The organism is Streptomyces sp. NPDC020379 (assembly GCF_044387105.1).
In the GTDB taxonomy this organism is placed as follows: Bacteria; Actinomycetota; Actinomycetes; order Streptomycetales; family Streptomycetaceae; genus Streptomyces.
In genome coordinates, this window is sequence record NZ_JBIRVR010000002.1 from 210,934 (window position 1) to 226,561 (window position 15,628).

A 15,628-nucleotide genomic window follows, 5' to 3' on the forward strand; every position below is an offset into this window, starting at 1 on the left:
ACGGCGCGGCCCCGGCGCACGCGCCTTCCGAGTGACTGAGGAGTTTTGGATGACCACCAAACTGGTTGTCATGGGGCAGGGGTACGTCGGTCTGCCCCTGTCCGTCGCGGCGGCCGAGCACGGTTACCACGTCGTCGGGTACGACACCGACGAGACCCGGGTGAGGCGGCTGGCCGCCGGTGAGTCGTACGTGGGGGACGTGCGCGCGGACCGGCTCGGCGCCGTGCTCGACCAGGGCACGTACCGGCCGAGCATCGACCCGGACGACCTGGACGGCTTCGACGTCGCCGTCATCACCGTGCCCACCCCGCTGCTGGAGGGGGTGCCCGACCTCTCCTTCGTCGAGGCGGCGGGCGAGGCGCTGGCGTCGCGGCTGACGCCCGGCTCCACCGTGATCCTGGAGTCCACCAGCTATCCGGGCACCACCGAGGAAGTCCTCGCGCCCATCCTGCAGAAGGGCTCGGGGCTGAGCCCCGGGCTCGACTTCCACCTGGGCTACAGCCCCGAGCGCATCGACCCGGGCAACCCCGAGTGGACCTTCGAGACCACGCCCAAGGTGGTCTCCGGCGTGGACGCGGAGTCGCTGCGGGAGGTGGCCGCCTTCTACGCCACCATCGTCCGCGAGACCGTGCTCGCGCCGTCCACGCGGGTCGCGGAGCTCGCGAAGGTGCTGGAGAACACCTTCCGGCACGTGAACATCGCCCTGGTGAACGAGCTCGCCACGCACGCCGCCGGCATCGGCGTCAACGTCTGGGAGGCCCTGGACATCGCCTCGACCAAGCCGTTCGGCTTCATGCGCTTCACACCCGGTCCGGGCGTCGGCGGCCACTGCCTGCCGGTCGACCCGCTGTATCTGTCCTGGCGGGTCGAGCGGACCCTCAGCAAGCGGTTCCGGCTGGTCGAGCTGGCTCATGAACTCAACAGCCAGATGCCGGAGTACGTGGTCAGCAGGCTCACGCGCGGGCTCGACCGGCGGCGGCAGACCGTCACCGGCTCGCGCATCCTGATGCTCGGGCTCGCCTACAAGGCGAACACCGGAGACGTACGGGAGTCCCCGGCGCTGCCCATCGCCCGGATGCTCGTCGAGGCGGGCGCCTCGGTCCGGGTGGCCGATCCGCACGTCACCGAGAGCGTCGGCATACCGGGGCTCACCCGGGTCGAACTGACCGAGGAGGAGCTCAGGGAGGCGCACGCGGTCCTCATCACCACCGACCACGATGCCGTCGACTACGCGGCCGTCGCCTCCGCGGCACGATATGTGTTCGACTGCCGTCGCCGCGTCCCGCCGGGGGAGAACATCGAGTCCCTGTGACCGTCCCCGTGACCACGGCATCGCCCTTGTGCCCCGCGCAAGGGCGTCGTCCGGGTCCCGCCGAGGCGGTGCCGCCGGCGGGGCGGCGGACCACCGGACGGAACGCGGTCAGGACTCCGCGCAGTAGTCCGTACGCGCGCAATTCGCCAGAGCGGTGTCCGGCACGCTGTCGGGCGGCGGCACCACCCCCGGTGACGCCGCGCCGGTGAAGTCGAAGACCGAATCGGTGCCCGCGTGCGTGTCGATCAGCGGGTCGCAGACCAGCATGGCCCGGTGGAGCCCGTGGATGCCGGGGGACGGCTCGAGCCCGAGCTCGTCGTGCATCACCTGCCGCAGACTCTGCGCGACCCTCAGCGCCTGGGTGCGGCGCCCCGACCGGTACAGGGCCAGCATCAGCTGCGCGTGCAGGTACTCGTGCGTGGGGTACTGCGCGGCGAGTGAGCTCAGTTCACCGACCAGTTCGCGGTGGCGGCCCAGGCGCAGCTCGGCGTCGACGCGCTGCTCCCGTACGCTGATGCGCTCCTCTTCCAGCCCGATGAGGTGGGCCCGGAGCACCGGTCCCGCCTGGACGTCGGAGAGCGCCGAGCCCTGCCACATGCACAGCGCGCGGCCGAGCAGCGCCGACGCCTGCGCGTCGTCCCTGCGCAGTCGGGCCCGGCCCTCGCGCACGAGCGCCGTGAAGTTGTTGATGTCGAGTTCGTCATTCCTGGCGATCAGGATGTAGCCGCCGTCCCGGGTCGCCAGCACGCGTCGTGCCGCCTGCGGGCTCCCGATGCGCGGAATCGCGCCCAGTGCCCTGCGCAGTTGGAGGATGTACGACTGGACGGTGGAGAGCGCGGAGTTCGGCGGGGAGTTATCCCAGAGTTCGTCAATGCACGTGCTCGTCGTGACCACTTGGTTGGCGCTCAGGAGCAAGAGGGCCAGGAGCTGCCGCTGTTTAGGCGCGGTCGGGGTGCAGTCACGCCCCTGCTCGCTCACGCGCAATGGGCCTAGAATGGAAAATTCCACGATGTCTTCGCACACCTTTCAAGGCGAGCGGGCCGAAAAGCTTTGCTCTCGAAGCCATGAACGGGCAGGAAAGAACCGGCGGGCTCCGCAGGACTGTAAGCCAGTTACCACGACATTTCAATGATCTCCGGCGCGCTCCGGCCAACCGGTGAACGCCGTTCCGGGTAAGGGCCGTACGGATTTCGGACCCGGTCACGGCATCGAGGAGTACTGCCACGGGGCTGTGCGTTCGTACCGCGGCCGCCAGGTGAAATGGTAGGCGAATCGCTGGGGCGGCGACAGTAATCGCAGCATCTGCCGTTGGGTGGGCTCGGGCGCACCGTCCAGCAGCCACGGATAGAACGACGCCAGTCCCTCGCGGCCCACTTGGCGGCGGCGTTCCCTGTCATAGGCCAGCCAATCACGCTGATCGAGCACGGCCAGGGCGGGAGGGAGCAATTCCGCTTCCTCGTGGCCGAGATGGGCCAGCAGCGCGATGCAGAAGTCCTCCAGGTGCGGACGCAGGGGCGACCGGAGCGAACCGGAAAGCGTGCGGTCGATCTCCTCGGCCAGGTCGTCCAGCCGGGCGCGCTCGCCCTTGAGCGTGGCCAGGGGGGCCGGCGGCAGGCCGGCGGCCGTCAGTCCGGTGCGCACGGCGGGCCACAGCGCGAGCTCCTCGGCGCCGTGCTGGATCGACAGATACCCCTTCAGCGTCTCCCATCCGGCCCTGACCGCGGGGTTCCGCGAGGCGTGTTCGTCGCTCGCCGCCGTCATCAGCCGTGCCGCGTCGCGCCGGAAGGCGTCGTGGATCGCGTACAGGGTCGCCACAGCTCGACCGCGCTGGGCCGGACTGGCAGTCATGGGTCAACTCCTCACGGTCGAACACCCAAGTGGCATGGCCGACGCGCTCGGACAGGGCGCGCGGCGAGCGGCCTCGGTCCGAAGTATCCGCCGAGCCAGACTCTGGGGCAAGTTGTTCCATAAATAATGTCGCCGTCGGCCCGGACATCCGGCGGCCGCCCGTCCGTACCCTCGGCGCCCGAGGGAACCGGAAGCGGAGTGCGGCAGACCATTTCCCGGTCCGGCCTCGTTCCGGGCGGGGGTGCGACGCCCCCCCCGGCGCGACAGGCGGAGCCCGGCCCGAAATCCGCACGCCGGCCGGGCCGTCAGCCCGTCCGGCCCGGCACCCGACCGGCCACGGACGGCCGGGACATCACCGTGCCTCCGGGCTGTCGACGGGCGCCGCGGTGAGCGCGCGGGAGACCAGCGAGTGCGCGACGCCGGTGTAGGCGGTGGGGTCGAGCAGCTCGTCCAGTGCCTCCTTGGTGAAGTGCGCGGCCACCTCCGGCAGGTCGAGCAGCACCTGCCCCAGCGGGAGGCCGCCCCGCTCGGCGGTGAGCGACGCCCAGGTCACCAGCCCCTTGGCGCGGACCTTGCCGAGGCTCGGGGCGAGGACGGCGGCCAGCCGCTCGGTCACCAGCTGGCTGCCGGTGAGGGCGAGGTTCTCCGTCATCCGCCCGGGCCGGGGCGTCAGCCCTCCGGCGAGTTCGGCGGCTGTCCACGCGGCACCGCCGGCGAGGCGCAGACATTCGCGCAGCAGCAGCCACTCGGCGTGCCAGGCGCCCGCCGACCGTTCGTCCTCGGCGACCAGGCACTGCGTCAAGCCGGTCGCCAGGGGCGGTACTTGGACGGCCGCGCTGCGGATCAGCGTGGAGAGCACCGGGTTGCGCTTGTGGGGCATCGCGGACGATCCGCCACGGCCCGCCACGTCCGGCTCGGCGACCTCACCGATCTCCGTCCGGGCCAGCACCTGGACATCGGCCGCGAACTTGCCGAGCGCGCCCGAGGTGAAGGCGAGCGCCGCCGCGGCATCCGCGATCGGCGTACGCAGCGCGTGCCACGGCAGGACCGGGCGGGCGAGCCCGGTCTCGGCCACGAACGCCCCTACGAGCCGGTCCTGGTAGTCGCCGGGATCCGTGACACCGGCCTCGAGCCGCGCGTACTCCAGATAGCCGGCGAGGGTACCGGCGGCCCCGCCGAGCGAGACCGGCAGCGATCGCCGCACGGCGGAGATCCGCGCCTCGGCGTCCAGCACCAGCTGCCGCCAGCCCGCGGCCTTCAGGCCGAACGTGGTGGGAACCGCGTGGAGGGCGAGCGTACGGCCCGCCATGACCGTCGTCCGGTGCCGCTCGGCGAGCACGGCCAGCGCTTCGGCGGTCCGCATAAGATCGGCGCCGATCAAGCCCATCGCCTCGCGGCACACCAGCATCATGCCGGTGTCCAGTATGTCCTGGCTCGTCGAGCCGCGGTGCACATATTCGGCGGCCTCCGGCGCCTCGGCCGCCACCACCTCCGTCAGCGCGCGCACGAGACCCACGACCGGGTTCGCCGTCTCCCGCGCGGCCAGGGCCAGGGACCGCAGATCGAGCCGCTCGGCCCGGGCGGCACGCGTGATGGCCTCGGCGGCCGCCGCCGGTACCGTGCCCAGCGTCGCCTGCGCCCTGGCGAGCGCCGCCTCCGCGTCGAGCATGGCCTGCAACCACGCCGCCTCGGCGACGGCTTCCTCGACGGGGGCACCCACCCGCACCGGCGACAGCAGCCCCGCGTCGAGCCCTCCGTCGAACTCTCTTGCCATGCGCGTCATTTACTCATCTCCAGTAGATCGGTGTGCAGGACAAGTAAAGCCTGGCGGACCGCCCGTGCCGTGAAGGGCATCGCCCGCGCCCGTGTGATGCCGCCGCTGACCGCCGAGGGCCGCCGAGGTCGTTGTCGTGGCCGGCGGGCATCGTCAGCCCGGCCGGTGCCTCGTCTTCGCGGTCCACCGCGCGCGGGTGTACGGCCTGGACCGGGCGTGCTCGGCGATCACGAACGCGTCGTGGGCATCTGTCCCGACCCCGCCCGGATGCAGGTCGGACGCACTCCGATTCTGTCGACATGCCCGCGGCCGGGGCATGTGCGGGAGGCTTCGTGGACATCCACCGGGATCACGCGGCGAGCGGCACTCTCAGCCTTCTGCGCCAGGATTCCCAGGTACGGTCCCCAACCCGCCGCGGGGACGAGGCGGTTGAGGACGGTGCTCGGAGCGGCACCGTTCGGGAGGAACACGCCGGGCCGCCCGGGACCGGGCCCCGGTGCCGGGGCCCTGGTCATCCCGGCGGTGCCCAGAGAGCCATTCCCCACCCGCCCAAACGGGCGCCCCCCGGCCAGGCCCTGACGGAACCCCAGAAAGTCCCATCATCCCAGCTCAGAGGGCACGCGCGTCTTCATGTCCGATCCCTGGACCGGAAACTGTCCGGTGGACCGAGGCGTGGCCTCAGCCCCCGAGTGCTCCCTGCACCGCCGTCGCCATCGCGGACTCACCCCTCGCGTTGGGGTGGAAAGGAGCCGCCGGGCTCTCCGGCCGCACCCCTTCGATCCACCGGTCAGCGGCGGGGGCGCACGTGTCATGCCCCACCGTCGGCCCGTACGTGTCGGCGTACCGGACATGCGCCCGGGCCGCCTCCTTCCGAAGCATCGCGTTGAGGGCCTTCTCCGTGTCCCGGAGGTAGGGGACGTCGCCCGCCGCGATCGGCACCGCCGGGAAGCAGCCGACGCCGTTGTCCGGCATGATCGAGGGGTAGCCGACGAGCGCGACGCGGGCGCGCGGTGCGCGCTGGTGGACGGCTTTGAGGACGGCGGCTGTCTTCCGCGAGGCGCCCGCGATCCGGGCGGTGAGCTGGTCGCTGCCGTCGGCGTCGGTGAACTGCTTCTTGCAGGGCGCGCCGGTGGGGTCGGTCCGGGACAGCTCGGCGCAGGTGCCGATGATGTCGCTGAAGCCGATGTCGTTGCCACCGATACCGACAGTGACGAGCGTGGTGCGCTTGTCCAGGGCGTTGAGCTGCGCCGGGTTGGCACCCTGGGCGCGCCACATGTCGTCGGTCTTCGCCCCGCTGCAGCTGACGTCCTTGAAGGTCGCGACGTGCCGCTTCGCGGCGGTCAGCGCCGGGTAGTTGACGCTCGAGCGGAGGCAGTCGCCGCCGGTCTGCTCGGGGATGCCGGGGCCGGAGGTGTAGGAGTCACCGAGGGCGACGTAGCGCTCGCCGCCGCGGTCGGGCGTGGCCTGGGCGGCCGTCGCGGGGGTGGCGGCCGTGGCCGCGAGGGCCGCGGCCGCGCCGAACGCCGCCACTGCCTTTCCGTACTGCCCACCGCGTCTGTGTACCTGTGCCACCAGTGCCTCCGATGTCGTTCCACGGTCCGTTCGACCGTCAATGCGTCGCAAGACTCGCCTCGTGGTGACCGTCTGTCAATGTGGCTCGATGACGCCGTCGTGACGCGGGGGCCGTAACGGGGCGGGCGAATCAGGCGATGACGGGCCATGTGATGACTCGCATAGCAGCATCCTGTGTGGCGGCCGCGCTCGCCACGACCGCTCTGGTATCGGCGCCCTCCGCGGTGGCCAACGAACCCGTCCAGGGACCCGATGTCTCCGTGGGGCAGGCGGGCAACTATCCGACAAGACCCGGGGACTCCGGCAATTTCTCGGTGTCCTGGAAGTCCGAAGGATCCCAGGACGTCACGGGGGTGACCCACCTCACCGTGGACCTCCCGCCCGGCGTGCGGACGAGCGGCGCGCTGATGTATTCGACGCCCTACGACTACACCTTCACCGAGACGGTCTCGCCGGACGGCCGCCACCTGGACGCCACCTACGTCGGCACGATGGTGCCCGGCCGGAGCCACTTCATGAAGGTGCAGGTCACCGCCGGGGCCGGCACCCCGTCCGGGGTGATCAGGGCGACCGTCGCCAACGCCGAGGACGTCAATCCGCAGAACAACGTCTCCACGTACACCCTCGACGGCCCCTCCGAGCCCCCGGCGGCCGCCCCGGAGCCGGTGGTGACCGGGGTCGACACGGTCACCGGGCCGGGGGCGGGCGGGACCACCGTCACCGTCACGGGCTTCGGCCTGGACTCCGGGGTGGTGCTCTTCGGGGACGACGCCGCCCGGACGTCGTGCACGAGCACCGCGTGCACGGCGGTCGCCCCGGGCGGCACCGGCGCGGTTCCCCTCGACGTCCTCACGCCGGGAGGGGCGGCGGAGGCCGGGCAGTTCACCTACACGGGCGCGGGCCCGGCGGCTCCGCCCCAGCCTGTCGTCCAGCACCTGTCCGCGCGGAGCGGACCGGCGGCCGGCGGCACGGCCGTGGCGGTCCTCGGCACGGGCCTGGCCCACGGCACCGTGCGCTTCGGGGGACGGCCCGCCGAACACGCCTCCTGCGGGCCCGACTACTGCAGCGCGGTCTCCCCGGGTGGAACGGGAACGGTCGACGTGACCGTGGAGACGGCGGGCGGCACGAGCGCGGTGGGCGCTGCGGCGCGTTTCACGTACGCGGCGAACTGACCGGGTAATTCGCACCGGGGCAGCCACCGGGCGGGCTTGATTTCGCGGCCGCGTGATGCGAATTCAAGCCCGTTCACCCGGAATCTTCGGTGAATTGGCGATGTTGCGGCTGGCATCGGTCCCGTCGTTTCACCGAGGAGCCCCTGTGCGACTGCATGTCATCCTTCCCGACGAATCAGCCACGATGCCCGCGTCCCGGCTCGTGGAACTCGCCCAGGAAGCGGAAACCCTCGGATTCGCCGGAGTATGGCTTCCCGACCATGTGCTGCCGCCCGCGGAGTACGGTCCTGTCTACGGCGGTGTGTACGAGCCGCTGACGACGCTCGCGCATCTCGCCGCCGTCACCACCCGTGTCACTCTGGGCACTTCCGTGCTTGTGCTGCCGCTGCGGGAGCCCCTCGTGCTGGCGAAGCAGGCGGCCACGCTGGCGCACCTGAGCGGCGGCCGGTTCGTGCTCGGTGTCGGGACGGGCTGGGAGGCGTACGAGTTCGAGGCGGCCGGGGCGGACTTCGCCGCGCGCGGCGCCCGCACCACCGAGGCCCTGCGGCTCGTCCGCCGGCTGCACACGCGGGGCGGCGGGCCGTACGCGGACGACGTCCGCTCCTTCGACGAACGCGCCGTCTTCCAGCCGGTTCCCGCCGCGCCCGTCCCCTTCCTGATCGGCGGGAACTCGGACGCGGCGCTGCGCCGGGCCGCGCGTGTCGGGGAGATGTGGCAGGGCGTCGGCCTGAGCCCCGAGGAGTTCACCGCGCGCCGGGCGCGGCTGCGGGAGCTCGGCGGGGAGCACGTCTCGGCGGGGGTCCGGGACCACTGGAATGACGACGCGCGCCCGGTCGGGGACGTGGCGCGGCGCGTGCGGGACTGGGACCGGGCCGGCGCCGAGGACCTGGGGCTGCACTTCGGCCCCGTCGAGGGCTTCGGGCGGCGCATGCGGACGCTGGCGGCGCGGGTGCCCGAGCTGCTCTCCGGCGGCTGAGCGGCGGCACCGCGGGCCGCGGCGCATGGCCGGTTCCCCGGGGAATGGCCGGATCCCATTCCCCGGGCATTACCGTCCTGTGATCAAGGCCATAGCCGTGGCTCCAGGCCCTTTTGATAGTTTTCGAATACCGCTGCATTGCAGCCGAGTTCGAACCGGGGGGACGAACTGATGCCTTCTCAGCACGCCGCCGTCCCGGCGGCCGGAGCCGCGCACCGCTCCTGCTCCGCTCTTCTGTAGCCGCGTGGACGGCATCGCCGTCAGCACGCCGCGGAGGCGAGCCGCGAAACGCGATCCCACCCTCTCCGCGCCGCATTCCCCGGAAAAAGCCGATCCCACGCCATAAGCGTCCCACGGGCACGCGAGACGACCGGCGCCGCCCATCGCCGGTCCGGCGCTGCGCTCCACCCCGCCCCCACGGAAGGAATTACGCACATCATGCATGGCTCCACGGCAGCAGACGCCCACTCCAAGGCCGAACTCGCCATCGACGGACACACCCTGACGGTGAGTGATGTCGTGGCGGCCGCACGGGGGAAGGACGACGCGCCCCGCGTGACCCTCGCCGAGGAAACGGTGCGCCGCATGCTCAAGTCGATCGAGCTGAAGGGGCAGGTCATCGAGGCCGGCATCCCGGTCTACGGGGTGACCTCGGGCTTCGGCGACAGCAACACCCGGCAGATATCCGGGAAGAAGGCGGAGGACCTCCAGAAGAACCTCATCCGCTTCCTGTCCTGCGGCATCGACCCGGTCGCCGCCGAGGACGTCATCCGCGCCACGATGGTGATCCGCGCCAACTGCCTGGCCCGCGGCTACTCCGCGGTCCGCCCCGAGGTCGTCGAGCTGCTCCTGGAGTGCCTCAACCACGACATCCTCGCGCCCATCCCCGAGCGGGGCTCGGTCGGCGCGAGCGGCGACCTCGTCCCGCTGAGCTACATCGCGGCGCTCGTCACCGGCCAGGGCCGGGCCCTGCACGAGGGCGAGGAGAAGAGCTCGGCGGACGCCCTGGCCGCGGCCGGCCTCGCCCCGGCGGTGCTGGAGGCCAAGGAGGGGCTGGCGCTCGTCAACGGCACGTCCTTCATGTCCGGGTTCGCGGCGCTGGCCCTCCACGACGCCGCGGAGCTGGCCTTCGCGGCGGACCTGTCCACCGCGCTGATCTCGCAGGTGCTCCAGGGCAACCCCGGCCACTTCGCGCCGTTCGTCTTCGACCAGAAGCCGCACACGGGCACGCGCCGCAGCGCGCACACCATCCGCGACCTGCTGGGCAACCCCGAGGACCGCGACCCGGGCGTCGCGCAGCGCGACGCCTCGCTGCCGGAGGCCGGTTTCCGCGAACTGGAGGAGCCGATCCAGGACCGGTACTCCATCCGCTGCGCCCCGCATGTGACCGGAGTGCTGCGCGACACCCTGGACTGGGCGACGAACTGGGTGGACATCGAGATCAACTCCACCAACGACAACCCGCTGTTCGACATCGACGCCGGTGTCGTCCGCAACGGCGGCAACTTCTACGGCGGCCACGTCGGCCAGGCCATGGACTCGCTGAAGACCGCGGTCGCCAGCGTCGCCGACCTGCTCGACCGCCAGCTGGAGCTGGTCGTGGACGAGAAGTTCAACAACGGCCTGACGCCCAACCTGATCCCCGCCTTCGAGGCGGACAGCTGGGACGCGGGCATGCACCACGGCTTCAAGGGTATGCAGATCGCCGCCTCCGGCCTCACCGCCGAGGCGCTGAAGAACACCATGCCCGCGACCTCGTTCTCCCGCTCGACCGAGGCGCACAACCAGGACAAGGTCAGCATGGCGACCATCGCCGCGCGCGACGCCCGTACGGTCGTGGAGCTGGTCCGCCAGGTCGCGGCCATCCACCTGCTCGCCCTGGCCCAGGCCGCCGACCTGCGCGGCACCGAGGTGCTCAGCGGCCCGACCCGGGCCGCGTACGACCTGATCCGCTCGGTCTCCCCGGCGCTGGAGGGCGACCGTCCGCTGGCGGGCGACATCCAGCGGGTCGCCGCGCTCATCGCCTCCGGCGAGCTGCGGGCCGCGGCCGAGGCGGCCGTGACCGGCTGATACGGCCACCCTGAATTCATATCTCAGATTCCAATTAGTTAGAGTCGTGCCGTGCGACTCACCAAGGGCACCGACATCGCGCTGCGCATCGCCATGCGTCTCGCGGTGACGGCGGACTCCGCCGACGCGGAAGCGCCGACCACCCGCGAGGTGGCCGGCGCGGTCGGCGTGCCGTACACACACGCCGCCAAGGTCGTCAGCAGGCTCCAGCACCTGGGGGTCGTCGAGGCCCGCAGGGGCCGGGGCGGCGGGCTCGCGCTCACCGCCGCCGGCCGCACGGCCTCGATCGGCCGCCTGGTGCGCGAGCTGGAGGGCGCGGGCGACGTCGTCGGCTGCGAGGACGACCCGCCCTGCCCGCTGCGCGCCGCGTGCAGACTGCGCGGCGCGCTGCGCGAGGCCCAGGAGGCGTTCTTCGCCGCCCTGGACCCGATCACCGTCGAGGAGCTGACCGCTCCCCCGACCGGCCCCCTCCTGCTGAGCCTGGGCACCGGCCCCGGCGGGTGACCCCCGCCGCCTCCCTCCGCGGTCGCACCGCGCCGTTAAATACGACTCTTGAATACCAATTCACGTCGAGCGTCAGGAGCCCCGATGCTGTCCCCCAGGTCGACCGAGATCGTCCGCGCCACCCTCCCCGCCGTCGGCGGCGCCATCGGCGAGATCACCCCGCTCTTCTACGACAGGCTCTTCGCCGACCACCCGGAACTGCTGCGCGACCTGTTCAACCGGGGCAACCAGGCCAACGGCTCCCAGCGCCAGGCGCTCGCGGGCGCCGTCGCCGCCTTCGCCACCGCGCTGGTCGAGCACCCGCAGGCGCGCCCCGACGCGATGCTCTCGCGCATAGCCCACAAGCACGCCTCGCTCGGCATCACGCCGGAGCAGTACCCGCTGGTGCAGAAGCACCTCTTCGGCGCGATCGTCGAGGTGCTGGGCGACGCGATCACGCCCGAGGTCGCCGGTGCCTGGGACGAGGTCTACTGGCTGATGGCCAACGCGCTCATCGCCATCGAGGCCCGGCTCTACGCCGAGGCCGGCACCCCGGACGGCGACACCCGCGTCCCCTGCGTCATCACCGGCCGGATCCGGGAGACCGCCGAGGTCACCACCTTCCTCGTCCGGCCGCTCGACGGGCGCCCGCTGCCCGCCTCCCGCCCCGGGCAGTACGTCTCCGTCCAGGTCGAACTCCCCGACGGCGCGCGGCAGATCCGCCAGTACAGCCTCTCCGGCCACCCCGACGACGCGCTCCAGTTCTCCGTCAAGCGCGTGACGGACGACCCGGAGGGCGAGGTCTCCAACCACCTCCACGACCGGCTCGGCGTGGGCGACACGCTGCTGGTCAGTGCCCCGTTCGGGGATGTCGTCCTGGAGGAGGGCGACGCGCCCGTGCTGCTCGCGTCCGCGGGCATCGGCTGCACCCCGATGATCGGGATGCTCTCCCGCCTGGCCGCCACCGGCGCCACCCGCCGGGTGATCGCCGTCCACGCCGACCGCAGCGAGTCGACGCACGCCTTCCGCACCGACCTCCTCCAGCTGACGGACAAGCTCCCGGACGCGGTCGCGCACATCTGGTACGAGGAGCCGGAGGCCGAGCGGCCCGCCGACCGCACGGGCCGGGCGGACCTCTCGCTCATCGACATCCCCGCGGGCACCACGGCCTACCTCTGCGGCCCGCTGCCCTTCCTGCGCTCGGCCCGGACCCAGCTCCTGGCGGCGGGCGTGGCGGCGGCGGACATCCACTACGAGGTCTTCGGCCCCGACCTGTGGCTGGGCGAGGGCGCCTGACGGACCGCCGGGCGGATCGCGGCCGGCGGCACCCCGGGGCGGATCGTTACCCACGCGTAACTCACGTGACCATTACCCCTGGTAAGTGATCGAGGTTACCGTCGGGTCACTTCGCTTCGGAGTGCCGCACCCCCCGCACCTCAAGCGCGGCACCGACCTCAGGAGTGTGACCGTGCGCCACCCTCGCAAGGCCCTGCGCGCCACGGCCGTCGGCGCCGCCTCCGCCGCGCTGCTGGCCGGCACCGCCCTCGGCTCCGCCCCCGCGGCCCAGGCCGCCCCGGACCGCCCGGCCGCGGTGGGCCACGCCGCCGCGTCCGTGCGGTTCACCGACCTCCCCGGCTCCGGCGGCATCACCCTGAAGGGCAACGTCTTCACCCCCGGGGACGCCGGCGGCCGCCGCTACCCCCTGATCGTGCTGCCCACGAGCTGGGCCATGCCCCAGCTCGAATACCTCGCCCAGGCCAAACAGCTCGCCGAGTCCGGCTATGTCGTGGTCAGTTACACCGCCCGCGGCTTCTGGCTCTCCGGCGGGAAGATCGAGACGGCCGGCCCGCAGGACATCGCCGACGCCTCCTCGGTCATCGACTGGGCCCTCGCCCACGCGCCCGCCGACCCCGCGAAGGTCGGCATGGGCGGGGTCTCCTACGGAGCGGGCATCAGCCTGATGACCGCGGCCTTCGACAAGCGCGTCAAGGCGGTCACCGCGCTGAGCGGCTGGGCCGACCTCATCGAATCGATCTACGGCGAGCACACCCAGCACAAGCAGGCCGCCGAGCTCCTCGGCGGCCTGGGCAGGCTCACCGGCAGACCGGGCGACGAACTCCAGCGCGTCCTCAAGGAATTCCTCGGCAACGACCTCTCCAAGGAGAAGGACATGCTGGCCTGGGGCGCGCGGCGCTCCCCCGCCGCGTACACCGACCGCCTCAACGCCCAGGGCACCGCCGTCATGCTGGGCAACGCCTGGGGCGACTCGCTCTTCACCCCCGACCAGTACGCGAAGTTCTACGAGCGGCTGACCGGCCCCAAGCGCCTGGAGTTCCGCCCCGGCGACCACGCCACCGCCGAGGCCACCGGACTGCTCGGGCTGCCCAACGACACCTGGACCCACGCCCACCGCTGGTTCGACCACTACCTCAAGGGCGACGCCAACGGCATCGACCGCGAGGCGCCCGTCCAGATATCCTCCCGCACCGGCGGCGGCTACGAGCCGTACGCGAACTGGCCGGACGTCGAGCGGAACCGGCGCACGGTGGCGATGGACGGCGCGAAGACGATCCGCACCGGCGTCGACTCGGGCGCCAACGGCGGCACGGTCATCCTCTCCAACGCGCTCGACCAGTTCCTGAAGATCCCGCCGATGGTGTCCGTGCCCCTGCTGCCCCGGACGTACGCCGCCGTGTGGCAGACCGGCCCGTACGGCTCCGGGCAGCACATCCGGGGCAGTGTGCGGGTGAACACGACGATGACGAGCGACAAGGAGACGGGCACGGCGATCGCCTACCTCTACGACGTGGGGCCGCTGGGCGTGGGCAAGTTGATCAGCCACGCGCCGTACACCTTCCGGGACCAGGTGCCGGGGCGGGGCTTCGGGGTGGACCTGTCGCTCTACTCCACGGCCTACGACGTACCGGCCGGGCACCGGCTGGCGCTGGTCGTGGACTCGGTGGACCCGCTCTACATCTCGCACAACCCCGCGGGGGCCCAGCTGTCCTTCACCGCGCCGGCGCTGTCGGTCCCGGTGCGCGACTAGGGGTTCCGGGAACCAGGGTATGTGCCGCAGGTCATCGCCGGCCTGCGGCACATCCGTCCGGCGGGCTACGCCTCGCGGTAGACCCCCGGGGCCAGATAGACCGAGAACCTCGGCGTCTCACCGCCCCGGTACGAGATGAAGTTCTGCGTACGGGAGTGCTCCAGCGGGCCTTCGGTCAGCGCGCTCAGCACGGACTCGTAGCCGGTGGCGTCCATGCCCTCGGCCCGCAGGAACGCCGAGACCCGGTCCCGCGCCGCCGCGTCGCTCTCGTGGACGGGGATCATCGGTACGTACAGCGTCCCCGCCGGCACGTCCCGGCCGGGCTGGAAGGCGAAGGCCGTCACAGGCGGCTTCCGCTTCCATTCGGGGCTGTCGTCCGGGCCGTTGACGCTCCGCAGCACGCGGGCGAACGAACCCGGCACGTGGGTGGGGTCGACGGCCGACTTGGCGTCGACGGCGTCGGCGGACACGCCGGAGTGCGCGAGATAGACCTGCGCGCGGAAGCCGTCGCCGGGCACGAAGTCCATGGCCACGGAGGCGGGTTCGTGCTCCGGGCCGTAGGCGCCGCCGAGGTGCTCGGTCAGCGCGCGCCAGGGGCGTTCCAGACCGAGGCGGATCATGGCCTCTTCCGTACGGGCGGCGGCCTGTTCCCGGCCGGCGACGGCGGGGTTGAGGAAGATCTTGTAGCGGGGGTGGCCGCCGGGGGCCCAGGCCACCGCGTGGGCGATGGTGAAGTAGCCCTGCGGGTCGTCGGCGGTGAAGAGGTCCTCGACCGCGAGATAGGGGTCGATGGAGACACCGGGACGGCCGGCGAGGCGGCGGGTGAGCTCCATGCCGTCCTCCATCCGGCGCTTCGCCGGGCCCCTGGGGGACTCCAGGGAGAGCCGGACCCCGGCCGCGCGCCCGGCCCAGGCGATCGAGGTCTCGATGGGCATGCCGTCGATGGAGACCCAGCAGGCGTCCTCGGGCGGTGTGCCGACGGGGAGCTCGCCCCAGGGGCCGGTCAGTTCCCGCAGGAACGCGAGGAGCGACTCCCTGCTCCCCGCGTCGATGCCGAGGCTCTCGCGGGCCCGCCACACCTTGTCGCAGGCGACCTCGGCGTAGCGGGTGGCGGGCGGGTAGCGGTCGGAGTCGAAGCGCAGCGGGCGGCCGACCATCTCGGCTATGACTCCCGTGTCCGGGGTGAAAGCACCTGACCGGCGGGGCGGTTGGGGACCGGGGCCTGCGGACTCCATCGTGTCTCCCTGTGCGTCGTGACGGCAAAAACGAGCGTGATCTTCCCACCGCGCGGCGGGGCCTGTCAGAGCTTTGCCCGACAATTGCCCGGGGGCCCGTTATCGGGTCTATGTTCCGGCCAATCTGCCGCCCTTCGTGT

General features: G+C 72.1%; 12 protein-coding genes. 7 read left to right on the forward strand and 5 right to left on the reverse strand.

The annotated features are described in order from the left end of the window. The first annotated feature begins 49 nt into the window (after positions 1-49). Positions 50-1,312, forward strand: coding sequence for a nucleotide sugar dehydrogenase (locus ACH427_RS03455; RefSeq protein ID WP_398867677.1), 1,263 nt, complete (start codon positions 50-52; stop codon positions 1,310-1,312). 108 nt (positions 1,313-1,420) lie between these two features. On the opposite strand, the gene ACH427_RS03460 is transcribed toward ACH427_RS03455, so the two are convergent. The 4 genes from ACH427_RS03460 to ACH427_RS03475 all read right to left on the reverse strand — a co-directional run bounded on the left by ACH427_RS03460 (position 1,421) and on the right by ACH427_RS03475 (position 6,506). Further along, the gene (locus tag ACH427_RS03460; protein ID WP_398867678.1) at positions 1,421-2,290 is read right to left on the reverse strand and encodes a BTAD domain-containing putative transcriptional regulator; all 870 of its coding nucleotides are present in this window, start codon (positions 2,288-2,290) and stop codon (positions 1,421-1,423) included. Between the two features lie 222 nt (positions 2,291-2,512). Continuing rightward, a complete protein-coding gene (locus ACH427_RS03465; RefSeq protein ID WP_398867679.1) occupies positions 2,513-3,160 on the reverse strand; it encodes a hemerythrin domain-containing protein in 648 nt (215 codons plus the stop codon). Between the two features lie 352 nt (positions 3,161-3,512). Continuing rightward, complete coding sequence (pcaB, locus tag ACH427_RS03470) at positions 3,513-4,934, reverse strand: 3-carboxy-cis,cis-muconate cycloisomerase (RefSeq protein ID WP_398867680.1); 1,422 nt, start codon at positions 4,932-4,934, stop codon at positions 3,513-3,515. Positions 4,935-5,612: 678 nt separating this feature from the next. Next, the gene (locus tag ACH427_RS03475; RefSeq protein WP_398867681.1) at positions 5,613-6,506 is read right to left on the reverse strand and encodes an SGNH/GDSL hydrolase family protein; all 894 of its coding nucleotides are present in this window, start codon (positions 6,504-6,506) and stop codon (positions 5,613-5,615) included. Positions 6,507-6,658: 152 nt separating this feature from the next. Between ACH427_RS03475 and ACH427_RS03480 the strand changes: the two genes are divergently transcribed. From ACH427_RS03480 to ACH427_RS03505, 6 genes are all read left to right on the forward strand, one after another. Beyond that, positions 6,659-7,678 carry an IPT/TIG domain-containing protein gene (locus tag ACH427_RS03480; RefSeq protein ID WP_398867682.1) on the forward strand — a complete coding sequence of 340 codons (1,020 nt, stop codon included), beginning with the start codon at positions 6,659-6,661 and terminating at the stop codon, positions 7,676-7,678. 145 nt (positions 7,679-7,823) lie between these two features. After that, on the forward strand, positions 7,824-8,654 hold the full coding sequence (locus tag ACH427_RS03485; RefSeq protein ID WP_398867683.1) for a TIGR03619 family F420-dependent LLM class oxidoreductase: 831 nt from the start codon (positions 7,824-7,826) through the stop codon (positions 8,652-8,654). A gap of 438 nt (positions 8,655-9,092) precedes the next feature. Further along, positions 9,093-10,724 carry an aromatic amino acid lyase gene (locus tag ACH427_RS03490; protein WP_398867684.1) on the forward strand — a complete coding sequence of 544 codons (1,632 nt, stop codon included), beginning with the start codon at positions 9,093-9,095 and terminating at the stop codon, positions 10,722-10,724. Between the two features lie 51 nt (positions 10,725-10,775). Further along, positions 10,776-11,228, forward strand: a complete 453-nt coding sequence (locus tag ACH427_RS03495; protein ID WP_398867685.1) for an RrF2 family transcriptional regulator — start codon at positions 10,776-10,778, stop codon at positions 11,226-11,228. 84 nt (positions 11,229-11,312) lie between these two features. After that, positions 11,313-12,503 carry a globin domain-containing protein gene (locus ACH427_RS03500; RefSeq protein ID WP_398867686.1) on the forward strand — a complete coding sequence of 397 codons (1,191 nt, stop codon included), beginning with the start codon at positions 11,313-11,315 and terminating at the stop codon, positions 12,501-12,503. A 172-nt stretch (positions 12,504-12,675) separates the two neighbouring features. Continuing rightward, a complete protein-coding gene (locus tag ACH427_RS03505) occupies positions 12,676-14,253 on the forward strand; it encodes a CocE/NonD family hydrolase (protein WP_398867687.1) in 1,578 nt (525 codons plus the stop codon). Positions 14,254-14,318: 65 nt separating this feature from the next. Here the strand turns inward: ACH427_RS03505 and ACH427_RS03510 are convergent, their stop codons facing one another. Next, positions 14,319-15,488 carry a tryptophan dimethylallyltransferase family protein gene (locus ACH427_RS03510; protein ID WP_398867688.1) on the reverse strand — a complete coding sequence of 390 codons (1,170 nt, stop codon included), beginning with the start codon at positions 15,486-15,488 and terminating at the stop codon, positions 14,319-14,321. Positions 15,489-15,628: the final 140 nt, after the last annotated feature.

Coding starts and splice junctions, on each gene's coding strand:
- ACH427_RS03455 (WP_398867677.1), top strand. CDS start 50: ATGACCACCAAACTGGTTGTCATGGGGCAGGGGTACGTCGGTCTGCCC.
- ACH427_RS03500 (WP_398867686.1), top strand. CDS start 11,313: ATGCTGTCCCCCAGGTCGACCGAGATCGTCCGCGCCACCCTCCCCGCC.
- ACH427_RS03490 (WP_398867684.1), top strand. CDS start 9,093: ATGCATGGCTCCACGGCAGCAGACGCCCACTCCAAGGCCGAACTCGCC.
- ACH427_RS03480 (WP_398867682.1), top strand. CDS start 6,659: ATGACTCGCATAGCAGCATCCTGTGTGGCGGCCGCGCTCGCCACGACC.
- pcaB (WP_398867680.1), bottom strand. CDS start 4,934: ATGGCAAGAGAGTTCGACGGAGGGCTCGACGCGGGGCTGCTGTCGCCG.
- ACH427_RS03465 (WP_398867679.1), bottom strand. CDS start 3,160: ATGACTGCCAGTCCGGCCCAGCGCGGTCGAGCTGTGGCGACCCTGTAC.
- ACH427_RS03510 (WP_398867688.1), bottom strand. CDS start 15,488: ATGGAGTCCGCAGGCCCCGGTCCCCAACCGCCCCGCCGGTCAGGTGCT.